We start from the raw sequence: 13,377 nt of genomic DNA on the forward strand, positions 1-13,377 counted from the left end.
CCCTCAGGCCGGGGGCCTGCCGGGCAGGCCTCCCTCAGGCCGCCTCTGCACCCGCCCGAGAACGGCTTTAGCATGGGGACCGCACGAACTGGCCGTTCAGGCCGCGTCGCACCGCCGAAATCCGGAGGCTGCCCGTGCTGTGGACCCTTGCGCCGCCTCCCGGAACCCACGCGGGCGTCCGGTGTGGACTGCGCGGGTGCGGACGATGATGTCCTGGGCGTCGCGCTTCCGGTTGCGGCAGTACGCCAAGGCGAGCCTGTGGATCGTCCCCCTGATCGGACTTCTGCTCGGGGCGGTGCTCGCCGAATGGGCCGCCGACGCGGACGGAGCGGGCTGGCTGCCGGACACCTGGCAGTACTCCGCCGCGACGGCGAGCACGGTGCTCAGCTCGGTCGTCGGGTCCATGGTCGCGCTGCTGGGGTTCGTCGTGACCATCGGTGTACTCGTCGTCCAGCAGGCCACGGGAACCCTGTCCCCGCGGTACATGCGCCTGTGGTACCGTGACCGGCTGCAGAAGGCCGTGCTGGCCACGTTCACCGGAACCTTCGCCTACGCCTACTCCCTCCTGCGCGGCATCGAGTCGGACTCCGTCCCCGACCTGGGGGTGACCCTGTCCGGCGTGGCGGTCTCCGTCAGCCTCGTGCTGCTGCTCATCTACCTCAACCGCTTCACCCACAACCTCCGACCCGTCGCCATCGCCGATTTGGTGGGGCGTCTGGGCCAGAAGGTGCTCGTCCGGGGGGCGGAACGCATCCACCGCCATGCGGCGGGCGACGGGGCCTCTCCGCCGCCCGCCGGCCTTGTCACCCACATCCGCTCCGAGCGGGGCGGAGTCATCCAGGCGTTCGACGCGGCGGGGCTGATCGCCGCCGCGGCCCGCAACGACTGTGTGCTCGTACTGGCCCACCAGGTCGGCGACTTCGTGCCGCCCGGCACCACCCTGGTCGAGGCCCACGGCTCCACGCCGCCGCCCGACGCGCGGCGGGTGACCGGACTCGTCGCCCTAGGAACCGAGCGCACCATCGAGCAGGATCCGGCCTTCGCCCTGCGCATCCTCGTCGACATCGCCATCCGGGCCCTGTCCCCCGCCGTGAACGACCCCACCACCGCCGTACAGGTGCTCAACCACATCGACATGTTCCTGCACACGGTCGGCCGAGCGCGGCTCCGCGGCCGGTACGTGCTCGCCGACGACCGGGGCCGGCCGCGGCTGGTGGTGCCGGGCCGCAGCTGGGAGGACTACCTCCAGGTCGGCGTCACCGAGATCCGCGAGTACGGGGCCACATCCCTCCAGGTGTGCAGGCGGCTCCGCGCGCTGCTGGAGGACCTGCTGGAGAGCCAGCCGGCCGAGCGTCTGCCCGCGGTGCGCGCAGAGCTCGCTCTCCTCGACGAGGCCGTCCTGCGCGCGTTCACCGACCCCGCCCGCCGCGCCAGTGCGCAGACCGCCGACCGGCAGGGCATCGGCGGTGGGCTGCGACCCCCGAGCGCACCCTCCCGATGAGCCGTTCACTCGTTCGGACGCGCAACGCTGGCCGCCGCCCGCTGCACGAGGTCCCCTGCAATGTGAACCCCCACGGGCAGGAGAGGACGCGCCATGACGGACGAAGGTGCCACCGCCCCCGGCAGGGAGCCCGCACGCGATCCCGGTACGGACGCGGAGCGCTCTGAACTCGAACAGCTGCGCACACGGGTGGCGGCTCTGGAAACCGACAAGGCGGCCCGGGAGCCCCGGCACCGGTGGAAGTCGTTCTTCGCCGCCCTGCTCATCATCATCGGCTGCGTGCTCGCCCCGCTGGCGGCCGTCGCGGCGTGGGCGTCGAGCGAGGTCGGCGACACGGACCGCTACGTGCAGACGGTCGCCCCGCTCGCGTCCGACCCGGACATCCAGGCGGCAGCGGCCAACCGGGTCACCAACGCGGTGATGGAACACATCGACCTCCCGGCCCTGCTGGAAGGCGTGGGACCCGCCGACCGGCCCCTCGTGGAGAAGGCACTTGGCAAGCTCGGCGACTCGCTGGAGAACGCCGTCCGCAGCTTCGTCCACGACAAGGCGCAGGACATCGTCGCCTCCGAGACGTTCGAGCGGATCTGGACGGAGGCCAACCGCCGCATCCACACCGCGGTGGACAAGGCCCTCACGGGCAGCGGCGGGGGCGCCGTGAAGATCAACAACGACTCGGTGACCGTGGACCTGGGCCCGGTCGTCGATCAGGTGAAACAGCGCCTCGTCGACGAGGGAATGACGGTGGCCGCGAAGATCCCCGAGGTGCACACCGACTTCACCGTCCTGCGAGCGGACAACATCGGCAAGGTCAAGACCTACTTCCGCCTCCTGCAGATCGCCGGCACCTGGCTTCCGGTGCTCTCGGTCCTGCTGATCGCCGCCGGCGTGCTCCTCTCCCGCCACCGCCGCCACGTTCTCGTGGCGGCGGCACTCGGCTTCGCCTTCGCCACGCTCATGCTCGGCGTCGGCCTGACCGTCTTCCGCGTCGTGTACCTGAACGCGCTGCCCGACAGCGTCTCGCAGCCCGCGGCGGGAAGCATCTACGACGCCATGACGCGCTACCTCCGTACGACGGTCCGGATGGCCGTGGTGCTCGGTGTGGTGATCGCGCTGGCCGCCTGGCTGACCGGACCCGGCCGCTGGGCCACGTTCGTGCGGCAGGGGTGGCACTCGGGCATCGGCGCCGTCCGCTCCACGGCGGACCGCGCGGGCCTGCGCACGGGCCCGGTGGGCCCGTTCGTCCACCGCCACCGCGGCTGGATCACCTGGATCCTGGTCGCCGCGGCCGTGCTGACCTTCATCCTGTGGAGCTACCCGACCGGCCTGGTCATCGTCTGCATCGTACTCGTCCTCCTTTTCGCGATGGCACTGGCGGAATTCCTCGGGGAGAACGGGACCGACCGCACCACGGCGCAGGCGGGAGTGCACGAACCGCCACCCCGGTGACGGCGGCAGCAGGGCCGGGGCGGACCTCAGCTCTTGTCGCCGGCCTCCACCGCCTTCCTCGCGATGTCCTCCAGGACGGTCTTCGGGTCGCCGCCCGGTTCCACGGCGCGCCCGATGTTGCGCTTGATCGTGTCGCTGACCGTGACCCATGACGGGTCGTTCACCGGGTAGAGCCGGGCGGTCCGCAGTGCGCTCAGGAAGTCCTCGTCGGTCCGGCTGAGGCCGCCGCCGGCCGGGGTGCGCGCGGCGGAGGCGGTGGCCGGCAGCAGGTGATAGCGGCCGGCGAAGTCGGACAGGTTCTCGTCCTGGTAGACGAATTCCAGGAACGCGCCGATCTCGGCGCCCTTGCCGTTCTGATTGAAGGCCACCATCCAGTCGGCCACGCCCACGGCCGGCGGGCTCTCCCCGGAGCCGAGCGAGTCCGAGACCGGCATGGCGACAGTGCCGACGCCGATGCCCTTCGCGGCCGCCTCGTGCGCGAGCGAAGGGTAGCCGTTGAGCATGCCGACCTCGCCCCGCAGGAAGGCGGCGAAAGCGTCGGCGCGGTTCAGCTGCGCCGGCGCGGTGGGCCCGACCAGGCCGGGGCCGACCAGGCTGTCTTTGACCCACTGCCAGGTTCGGATGTTCCGCTCGGAGGCCAGGCTGTAATTGCCGCTGCTGTCCGCGTAGCCGCCGCCGTTGCTGAGCTCCCAGATGAGCGCCTCGGCATGCGCCTCCTCCGGGCCCAGGGGCAGGGCGTACGGGTACTTCACGCCCTTGTCCTTGAGCGCCTTGGCGGCGGCCTTGAGCTCGGACCAGGTCTTGGGCGGCGCGGCGATACCGGCCCTGGTGAAGAGTGCCTCGTTGTAGAACAGGAGACGGCTGCTCGCCACGAAGGGCAGGCCGTAGAGGCGGCTGTTGACGGTCCCCGCCTCGGCGAGCGGCTGCAGGAAGTTCGCCTCGGCACCGACCGAGAGGAGCTCCTCCGCGGAGTAGAGCTTCCCCCGGGCCGCGAAGTCCGAATAGGAGCCCATGAGCGCCACGTCCGGCGCCTTGCCCGCCTTGACCATGCGGGAGACCTCTCGGTCGATGTCGGCCCACGGCAGCAGCTGGACCTCGACCTTGATACCGGGGTTGGCGGCGGTGAAATCACCGGTCACCTTGTCCCAGTAGGCCTTGGAACTGGTGGCCGGAGTGTCGCCGTACTCGGCGGCCACCAGGCGGAGCGTGCTGCTCTTCCCCGCGCCCTCATCCCCCCTGCCGCAGCCGGACAGGGGTATCAGCAAGCCGAGCACGGCCGCACCGGCGGCCGCACCGAAAATCCTTCGTCGCACGGGTGTGTTCCCCTGTTTTCGCTCGGATCTCGTCACTGCGCATGTCACATCGGGCCTGGGGGTACCCCGTAGACGGCCCGGGCCGGAATTCTCTCCCGAGGTTGGAGTGATTGATTCCACTGCTGGCACATGTGTGGCCGATGATCCGATCAAGCCTCTTCCCGCTGGTGTCTTCCCACATGCGATCGGCCGTTCCGACGCGCGTGGACAGGGGCGTCGCCCGGAGCTGCCGCGCCGCTTCCCCTACGTGACGCCGGGGGTGAAGGTCACCGGCAGGCTCAGAGGTCCGCGCAGGCCGCCGGGGCGCCAGCGGATCTCGTCCGGCTCCACGGCGAGCGCGAGGCCGGGGAGCCGGCGCAGCGCGGTCCCGATCGCGACGTGTCCCTCCAACCGGGCCAGCGGGGCGCCCAGGCAGTAGTGGACGCCGTGCCCGAACGCGAGGTGGGCGTTGTCCTGCCGGGTGATGTCCAGGCGGTCGGGGTCGGGAAAACGTGCCGGGTCACGGTCGGCGACGGCCGAGGCGATCAGGACGGTCGCGCCGCGCGGGACGGTCACGCCCGCGATCTCGACGTCTTCGCGGGCGAACCGGGCGATGCCGGGGCTGACCGGGCCGTCGTAGCGGAGGATCTCCTCGATCGCGCCCGTCAGCAGCTCGGGGTCGGCCCGCAGCAGGGCGAGCTGTTCGGGGTGGGCGAGCAGCACGGCGATGCCGCCGGCGATCAGGTTGACCGTGGTGATGTAGCCGGCGGCCAGCAGCAGGAACACCATGGCGATCAACTCGTCTTCGTTGAGCCGCTGTTCCTCGTCGCGGGCGGTGATGAGGCCGCTGAGCAGGTCGTCGCCGGGCTGTGCCCGTTTGGCCTGGATGAGCTCCGTCACGTAGGCACGCATGTGCTGCCACGCCTCGTTCACCACGGCGGGATCCGGCGGCTCCGCGCCCCGCATGATCATGCGGTCGGTCCAGCGCTGGAAGTCGTGGCGGTCGTCCACCGGCACCCCGAGCAGTTCGCTGATGACCGTGACCGGGAGCGGCAGCGCGAAGTCCGCGACGAGGTCGGCGCGCCCGGCCGGGACGACCGCGTCCAGCAGCCGGTCGGTCACGGCCTGGATCCGGGGCCGCATCTCGGCCACTCTGCGGGCGGTGAACGCCTTGGAGACCAGGCGGCGCAGGCGGGTGTGGTCGGGCGGGTCGCTGCGGAGCATGTTGCTCAGGATCGACTCGCGCTCCGTGTCGGGCAGCTGCTCCAGGAGGCGGGCGTCGGAGGCGTCACGTACGTCGCTGCTGAGGCGGGGGTCGGACAGGGCCTCCAGTCCGTCTTCGTAGCGGGTGACGAGCCAGGCGTCGAGGCCGCCCGCGATGACGACCCTGCGCACCGGGCCGTCCTCGCGCAGGCGCCGGTACAGCGGGAAGGGGTCCGCGACGAAGGCCGGGTCGGCGTAGGGCAGAAGGACCGGCCGCTCGCTCATGATGCCTCCAGGAGTACGTCACCCTCGCTACGGAAAGTGCTGTTATACACCTGAAGCTCATCGAATACCGGTTTGCAGCCCTGCGCGTCGACCTTCGGCTTCGGGCGTCTTCTACAGCAGGCTCCACTCCCGCATGACCGACTTTCAACTCGTCGGCGGCAGCGACAAGCAGCGGCCGAACGGCGGGGACCTGGCCGCCGCGCGGGCAGGTCCCGGCACGTTTCGCCGCCCTCGTCGGCTGACCGCGGGAACGCACGGGGACCACGGGGACGCACGGGGACCCGCGGGGCGCAACGCGTGCGGAGGACGCGTTGCGCCGGGCAGCCCGCTTGCGCCCGCGTTTCGCACGCGCCCGCGTCTCTCACTCGTTCCGCAAGCCCGTGATCAGGTCGCGTGGCAGACCATGGGTGTCGTGGAGGTAGTGGAAGTCCTCCTCGGTCAACGGGCCTCGGAAGCGGGGCCGGGCGAGGACCTGCCGGCCGCGCTCCAGAAGCCGGCGGAACCGGCTCTCCTCCTCGAGCAGCATCCGCAGCACGTCGCCCGGGCACATGTCCTGCCGGAAGTGGTCCAGGGTGTGCCGGACCAGTTCCTCCGGCAGGTCCTCCACACCGCGCGAGGGATCGTCCCGCCACAGGACGGTGAGCACCCGTCGCAGGAGGCGTCGCAGCACGTAGCCCCGACCGGTGTTGGCCGGGCGCACGCCGTCGCCGAGCACCACGACGGCCGAGCGCAGATGGTCGCAGACCAGGCGCAGCGACGGTTCGTCCAGGGGCCACAGGGCCGGTACGAGGCGGCGCCAGGGATCGAATACGTCGCACTCGAAGACGGACGACTTGCCCTGCAGCAGTGAGGCCAGCCGCTCCAGGCCGAGTCCGCTGTCGACGTTGCGCTGGGGAAGAGGCACGAGGGAACCGTCGTCGAGCCGGCGGTGGCTCATCGTCACGTGATTCCACACCTCCACCCAGCGGTCGTCACGGGTGGGTGTCGACCGGGGTGGGCCGTCGCCGCTCCACAGGAAGATCTCCGAGTCGAGACCGCACGGCCCGACGGGCCCGTTGGACCACCAGTTGTCGTCCACGGTGAGTTCGACGGGCACGCCGCGTTCCTGCCACAGCCGGACGGAATCGGTGTCCGGCCCGGTCCGTCCGTCGCCGGCATAGGCGGTGGCGTACAGCAGGCCGGGGTCGACGCCCAGTCCCTCGGTCAGCAGTTCGTAGGCCCAGTCGAGACTGAGCGGACCTCCGTAATCGCCCAGCGACCAGGTGCCGAGCATTTCGAAGACCGTGAGGTGAGTGGCGTCACCGACCTCCTCCAGGTCGGTGGTGCGCAGGCAGCGCTGGACGTTGACCAGCCGCCTGCCCAGTGGATGGGGGCGGCCCTCCAGGTACGGGGTGAGGGGGTGCATGCCGGAGGTGGTGAAGAGCACGGGGTCTCCGGGTGGTGGCAGCAGCGTCGATCCGCCGATCCGGCGATGGCCGCGCTCTTCGAAGTACTCGACGAACGTACGCAACAGGACTTCGGTCTTCATGGGGTTGGCTCCTTCGCGTCACAGCGGGGAGGCACCGGAGAACGGGACCGTGCAGTCACCGGCCGGGGGCAGGAGCGCCACGACACCACCGACGGACCGTTTCCGGTCGCCGGGGATCGAACGTCAGGCGGCGGCAACCGGCGAGCTGGTCGCTCGCCCGGTCGCGGTGGTGTGAGGGCCTGTGACGTTCATGCAGGGACCATAACGCGGCCCTGCCGCCGAAGCACCCGCATTTCCGCCGGAGCGTCCCGGACCCCGACACCGCAGCGCTCACCGCCGCGCCCGGCGACGGTGCCGGACCCCTGCCCGCACCCCTGCGATGCACACGCGCGGAGTGCAGGAGGTGACCCGTTCCACTGGATCCCGGGCGCCCCCCACCCCCGTGGGGGGGCTCCGTTCCGGCCGGGCACCTTCCGCACTCCGCGCCGGAGATGCCCCCGCTTCACCGGGTCACGCGCACCGTGCGAGAACGATCACCACGCTAGGGCCGAGAGGGGCACTCGGCCCATGGCACCACGCGCCAGCAAGGGGACCGAACGCGCCACAGGGGGACTCTTCGCGCCGCGTTGGGGACACAAGGCCCCGACTACCGGCGCTGCTCTGGTATTTCACGCTGGTCTATGCTCAGCCCCTGTGGTCTCGCATGCGCATCAGGGAACAACCTCCTCCGCCCTCACCCGGCTTAATGTCAACGCCGCACGTCTGCTGGGCCTACCCCCGGCCGGATACGCGCACCTGCTGGGCCTGGCGCCCGAGCACCTCAACGACGACCTGTGCCGTCCCCCCGTGGTCACGAGCATCCGCATCACCGAACTGGCGACCGTCCACACTCCCTGGACCGAAGTGGCCCAGTTGATGGCACAGCAGTCGACCATCGGCTCGCTCGGGGTCTGGGACTACCTGATCACCTCCGCGCCCACTCCCCTCGAAGGGATCCGGGACGCCGGGACCTATCTGGCCACTGTCGTGGACGTGAGCACGGACACCCTCCGGATCACCGAGGACGGTGACCGGATCACCATCAGCCACATCAACGAGGCCGACCTGGCCCACGAGGCGGCCTGTGCCGTCCGCGCCTGCGCTCTCGGCCTGTACCTGCGCCGTCTCAGCGATGCCGCACAGCGGCGCCTCGTTCCCGTCCACGTGACGCTGGCCGCCAGGACACCCCGCCGGCACCACGCCCTGACCGAGCTCTACGGCACGAACTCCATCGAGTTCGAAGCCCCGGTCAGCTCGATCACTTTTCTCGCCTCCGACTTGAACGCCCCGGCACCACGCGCCCAGCCCGGCTTGTCGACCGTGCTGCGAAGACACGCCGAGCAGACGCTCGCCAGCGCGATCCCGCTGCACAACTGGCTGGACCTCTTCCGCACCGCCCTCGCCTCCGCCCACGAGGAGGCGACCGCCACGCTGGCCGCGGTGGCGCGGCGCATGGCCATCAGCACGCGAACCCTCCAGCGCCGCCTCGACGAACACGGCACCACGTGGACCAGCGAGGTCGAGACCCTACGGCGCGACCACATCACGCGGCTGCTCTGCAGCACCGACCTCGGCATCGACGCGATAGCCGCCCGAAGCAACTACGCCGACGCCCGCGCTCTGCGCCGCGCGGTGCACCGCTGGTACGGCACCACACCCGCCGCCCTGCGCCGCACCGGCCATCCGCTCAGCGGCACGAAGCCGCCGCAGGGCCACGGGCCGGCTTAGGCCGTCTCTTCCGGCCGAATCGTCCCGGTGACCGCAGCACCGTCCTCCGTACCGAGGACGACGCAAGGCGCCACATGCCGGGTACCGACCGCCCGCACCGGTGCGCGCACGATGCGGCGTGGCCTGTCACACGCCTGTGACAGTCGGCGGACACGCTCGCGAAGTCACTCGGCCAGGCTCTTCATATAGGAACAAAACAGGGCATTCAGCCCTCTGCTTCCGAAGGCGTGAGCAGCGATGACCGAGCCGATCCGGCGGAGGAAATCCCATGAGCCTCACCCTCACCATGCCGCACACCCAGGCCCCCGCAGCCACCCTGGCCCCGCGTGAGCAGGAGGCCCTGCGCCACATCGCCGCCGGCCGCACCTACCTGCAGACGGCCCGCCACATGGGACTCTCCAAGCACACCGTCGACGCCTACCTCCGCCGCATCCGCGCCAAGCTGAACGTCCACACCACCGCCGAGCTCACCCGACTGGCCATGACCCTCGGACTGTGACTCAGCGGCATCAACTCGACGCTCTCTGTGACCATACTCGTCCCCGAGTGACGGTGCGGCGACGGAAGATCGAATCCGTGGGCGGCTCGTGCCACACGGTCCCGGAGCCGTGGTGATCTTCCGCAACCTGGTCGGCGACTACGGAACCGACTACCTCCGCACCCCTCCGGACGGGAGCGCTGCGGAGGTCTCGGCGACCGGGCTGACGTGGCACGAACTGGTCCGCATCGCCGACGACCCGTGCCGTGCAGCCGGCGGTGTCGAGGACTCCGCCGCGCGCCTCCTGCTGCTCCTCCCCCTGCTCGACGACCTGGACGTGCCGGAGACGGCGCCGTCCAGGCTCGGCGCCGCGCTGATTGCGGCCGGAGCCCCGCAGGGCACCGCTCCCCACACGGCGGAGCACCTGCTGACCCGCCTGATGAGAAGATCGCGACACGATCCCGCCTGGGGTTCGCCGTTGAGCGGGTGACCGTTGAGGCCGGGCAATGAGGGCCGCTGGCGAGGGCGCCGTGACGGCCGAGGTGCGGCCGGGGGCGGTGGTGCGCGACGAGGACGGCATACCCGTGAAACCGGCGCGGCTGGGACGTACCGACCTGCCGTGAGTGCCAGTCGCGGCCGGCGGCGTCGGACCTGGCAACCCGAGTGTCGCCGGGTCCAGCGCGGGCCGTCGTCGTCAGGATCAGCGCGGGCGCTGAGCCTGAGCCTCCTTCAGTAGTTGCGCGTACGGGGTCTGGGCCATCGAGCCTCGCACGAATGCCAGCCCGTATCGATCAACCGCCTGCCTCTGCTCCTTGGGATTGTTGAGGTCGAAGACCTTCCTTTCGCCCGGGCTCGCGACGTCCACATAGACGACCGGCCTGGGACGGTACAGCCACCAGACCGTCACACGCTCCCTGCCTCGCGTCATATTGAGAAGCTCACTGCTTTGCGAGATTCCGGACTGGTATCTGAAATATTCCTTTTCGGCGGGCAGGGGCCCGGGAGGATCGTCGTCCTTCCCTTCGGCCTTGAGCTTCCCCCGCCACTTCCCGGACTTGTCGTAATTTGCATCGATCGTCATTCTGTCCTGCCTGAACGCGTAAGCCTCGACCTGGGCCGTGACCGCTTCATAGTCAAGCTTTCCGGGGTCTTTGATCTCAACGACCACATCCTCGGAAATTTCCTCCTCCGGACTCAACTCCCGCCCCGGCGGCTTGACCAGCTCGCCAGGTTTGAGCAATTTGTACTTGTCCTTCGGATCGCTCGCGAGCTTGACATGGATCCAATAGATGCTGCCGAGGATGTGGACCGGAACCTCGCCGGAGTTCTTCAGGTACAGACGGACCCTCAGATACATCTTCGTCCCATCCTTGTTCAGGCTTGGCTTCCCGATTTCGGCCGCACCCTGCACCAGCGGACGGGACATGGAGGGAAGATACACCTGCGTATACGCCAGATTGGTGATGACGAGGACCGTGGAGACGATCGTCCCGATCGCGATTCGCCCAGGATAGCGGAGCACTTTCCACACCCGGCGGCTGCAGAGTTCCCACAGAGTCCACGAAGCGCAGACTATGAGGGCTACCCAGAGCAGCAAGGACAGCGCGTACGACGGCCTGTCCCTGTTGGCGAGGTACATGAGGAGCAGCACCGAACCGACAAGAAGTTCGACCAGTGCTCCGAGCAACAGGACCGGCCCCGAATACTGCATTCTCCGCTTGCGCCAATAGTCGAAAACAGCCGCGAAGGCGATCAGTTCCACGACGGCCATGAACAAGAAGAGGAACCCTGTCACCCGCCCGGCGAAGGTGAGGGCGTCAACGGAGTCCCTCGCTCCTATCCAGCCGCACAGAGCCGCAGCGGCCAGGAAGCCAAGCGCCATGAAGGTGCCGGTAATCCGCCGTTTCCAGTTGCGAGCCGGCCAGACGGTGCAGTTTCCGCCGTGCCATTCGATGTCGGTGTCAGGTGCCACGCCGGCACGTTGCAGGACCCTCTGCAGTTCGTGAGGGCACAGCACCTTGCCCGCGGACTTGCCGTCGATCACGACTTTCCGCAAGCCGATGTCATCCGGTGGCCTTACGACTACAGCGGGCTTGTTCTCCATGGCATCAGGCTGCGCCCGAACGTGGGCGAACGCCCCTGGAGCGGGGTGTCCCGGGGGTGCCTCCCGTGCAACGACGGGGGCGCCCCGTCACTCGAATGGAGTAAACGGGGGCGCGCCTCGGCACAGTCCGGGGTGAAGCTGGTGAGGACCGTGTCGCTCGTCCTTTGTATGGAGGTCCTGATGCGTACACGACTTCTCGGGTTCATCACCGCCGCGCTGCTGGTCGCTTTCGGCACCATGGCCCCTGTGGCACAGGCTGCCGTGCCCACCATCGACGGCCAGACGTGCATGGACGGCGGCGGAACTGTGGAGTACGAGTCCACCAAGGGTTCATGGATCTGCGTCGACGGCGAGTCCAACGGCAAACCGATCGACTGAGTCGGAACACTCCGGGACGAGCCACGAGTGCGTCAGTTCCGGATGCCGTCGAGGGCGGTGTCGGGGATCCAGGAACCGTGGATGCCGGCGGTGACGCGGCGGGGCAGGTGGACGGCCGCGATCCTGTCGAGGCCGGAGGCGTCCAGGACGAGGAGCTGGGAGGCGTCCTGCTTGAGGTCGGAGATCACGGTGAGCAGGTAGCCCTCGTCTTCACCGGTGGCTCCGGCGGCGGGGACGAAGACGGCCTCGCTGGGCAGCCGGGCGTCGCCGACCTGGTGAATGCGGCGGGCGCCCGTGGTGCGGTCGTACTTGACGACGCCGTAGCCGCCGAAGCCGTGCTGGTCGGGGAAGGAGACGGCGTACTGGTAGCGATGCTCCGTGCCGAGGTAGTCGTCGTTGAGGGTGGGGAACTCGACGGCGAGGTCGTCGGTGACCTGCTCGTCGACCCTGCCGGCGGCCAGGTCGACGACCCAGCGGCGCGTGGAGGAGCGAGAGTTGGGTTCGGTGCCTCGGCCCGGCGCGCCGACCCACCAGTTCCAGGAGAGGTGGAAGCCCTCGCGGTCGACGCAGGGACCTTCCAGGACGATGCGGCCCTGGCTGTCCTCGTAGGCGTTGGCCGCGTGCAGCATGTTGCCTGGCTCGATGGGGAACCAGCGGATGCGCCGGGCCCCTTCGGGGCCGCGGGGCATCACGCCGATGCGGGCGGGCTGGTCATCGCTCCAGCCGTAGGGGATGCCCGAGTGCTCGGTCGGGTCGAAGGTGACCGTGCCTTCGATGAAGACGATGTGCTGTCGGGTGATGGCGAAGTCGTGCTTGAGGGAGGCCGTGGCGCCGGGGACCTCGGCGCTGTGTGTGATGTCGCCCTGGGCGTCGGCCACGTGGTACATCAGGTGGGGCGGGAAGGGTGAGGAGCCGAAGAAGTGCAGCTCGCCGGTGACCGGATCGGCCTTGGGGTGGGCGGTCATCGCGCTGTGGAGCTTGCCGCCGAAGTCGTGGGCGCCGACGGTGTCGAGATCCGGGGTGAGTTCGAAGGGGAGGTTGGCCTCGCACAGGGCGAGCAGGCGTCCGGCGTGCTCGATGACATGGGTGCCGGCGGTGCTGGCGGTCAGGTCGGGTCCGTGTTCGGTCATGTAGGGGGCGCCGTCCAGGGCGGGGGTGTGCACCCAGCGGTTGCGGTACCACTCGGCACGTCCTTCACGCAGGCGGATACCGTGCACCATGCCGCTGCCCTTGAACCAGTGGGCGGGGGTGACGCCGGGCCTGGGGTTGTGGCTGTTGCGGATCAGCCGGCCGGTCAGCTCCGGCGGCAGGCTGCCCTCGACGGTGAGCCCGGTGGCGGTGACCTCGTCGACCGCGGGCTCGTAGTGGCCGGTCAGGAACGGCTTGCGGGTCATGGCGGGAACCTCACTTCTCGTGGTGCGGGGCGCAGGTGGTGGTGCCTGGTGCGTGGCG

The 13,377-nt window shown here is 69.7% G+C and carries 11 protein-coding genes; 6 read left to right on the plus strand and 5 right to left on the minus strand.

Going from position 1 to position 13,377, the window contains the following annotated elements:
* Positions 1-205 precede the first annotated feature (205 nt).
* Positions 206-1,501: a DUF2254 domain-containing protein gene (locus tag ACWGIF_RS20705; protein WP_453499451.1), complete on the plus strand. Its 1,296-nt coding sequence runs from the start codon at positions 206-208 to the stop codon at positions 1,499-1,501.
* A 93-nt stretch (positions 1,502-1,594) separates the two neighbouring features.
* Entirely contained in the window at positions 1,595-2,950 is a 1,356-nt protein-coding gene (locus ACWGIF_RS20710) for a hypothetical protein (protein ID WP_453499363.1), read from the plus strand.
* Between the two features lie 26 nt (positions 2,951-2,976).
* Here ACWGIF_RS20710 and ACWGIF_RS20715 read toward each other — a convergent pair whose 3' ends face one another.
* From ACWGIF_RS20715 to ACWGIF_RS20725, 3 genes are all read right to left on the minus strand, one after another.
* Positions 2,977-4,263, minus strand: coding sequence for an extracellular solute-binding protein (locus ACWGIF_RS20715; protein ID WP_453499365.1), 1,287 nt, complete (start codon positions 4,261-4,263; stop codon positions 2,977-2,979).
* A gap of 243 nt (positions 4,264-4,506) precedes the next feature.
* Complete coding sequence (locus tag ACWGIF_RS20720; protein WP_453499367.1) at positions 4,507-5,730, minus strand: cytochrome P450 family protein; 1,224 nt, start codon at positions 5,728-5,730, stop codon at positions 4,507-4,509.
* A 361-nt stretch (positions 5,731-6,091) separates the two neighbouring features.
* Complete coding sequence (locus ACWGIF_RS20725; RefSeq protein WP_453499369.1) at positions 6,092-7,258, minus strand: alanine--tRNA ligase-related protein; 1,167 nt, start codon at positions 7,256-7,258, stop codon at positions 6,092-6,094.
* Positions 7,259-7,891: 633 nt separating this feature from the next.
* Here ACWGIF_RS20725 and ACWGIF_RS20730 point away from each other — a divergent pair.
* The 3 genes from ACWGIF_RS20730 to ACWGIF_RS20740 all read left to right on the plus strand — a co-directional run bounded on the left by ACWGIF_RS20730 (position 7,892) and on the right by ACWGIF_RS20740 (position 9,933).
* The gene (locus ACWGIF_RS20730) at positions 7,892-8,965 is read left to right on the plus strand and encodes an AraC family transcriptional regulator ligand-binding domain-containing protein (RefSeq protein WP_453499371.1); all 1,074 of its coding nucleotides are present in this window, start codon (positions 7,892-7,894) and stop codon (positions 8,963-8,965) included.
* A 268-nt stretch (positions 8,966-9,233) separates the two neighbouring features.
* Positions 9,234-9,464, plus strand: a complete 231-nt coding sequence (locus ACWGIF_RS20735) for a response regulator transcription factor (protein WP_453499373.1) — start codon at positions 9,234-9,236, stop codon at positions 9,462-9,464.
* A 112-nt stretch (positions 9,465-9,576) separates the two neighbouring features.
* Entirely contained in the window at positions 9,577-9,933 is a 357-nt protein-coding gene (locus tag ACWGIF_RS20740) for a hypothetical protein (protein WP_453499375.1), read from the plus strand.
* Between the two features lie 210 nt (positions 9,934-10,143).
* Here ACWGIF_RS20740 and ACWGIF_RS20745 read toward each other — a convergent pair whose 3' ends face one another.
* Positions 10,144-11,547, minus strand: coding sequence for a hypothetical protein (locus tag ACWGIF_RS20745; protein ID WP_453499377.1), 1,404 nt, complete (start codon positions 11,545-11,547; stop codon positions 10,144-10,146).
* A gap of 180 nt (positions 11,548-11,727) precedes the next feature.
* On the opposite strand from ACWGIF_RS20745, the gene ACWGIF_RS20750 reads away from it, so the two are divergent.
* Positions 11,728-11,925 carry a hypothetical protein gene (locus ACWGIF_RS20750; RefSeq protein WP_453499379.1) on the plus strand — a complete coding sequence of 66 codons (198 nt, stop codon included), beginning with the start codon at positions 11,728-11,730 and terminating at the stop codon, positions 11,923-11,925.
* Positions 11,926-11,957: 32 nt separating this feature from the next.
* On the opposite strand, the gene ACWGIF_RS20755 is transcribed toward ACWGIF_RS20750, so the two are convergent.
* Positions 11,958-13,319: a carotenoid oxygenase family protein gene (locus ACWGIF_RS20755; RefSeq protein WP_453499381.1), complete on the minus strand. Its 1,362-nt coding sequence runs from the start codon at positions 13,317-13,319 to the stop codon at positions 11,958-11,960.
* Between the last annotated feature and the right edge of the window lie 58 nt (positions 13,320-13,377).

The organism is Streptomyces sp. NPDC054849, from assembly GCF_053610945.1.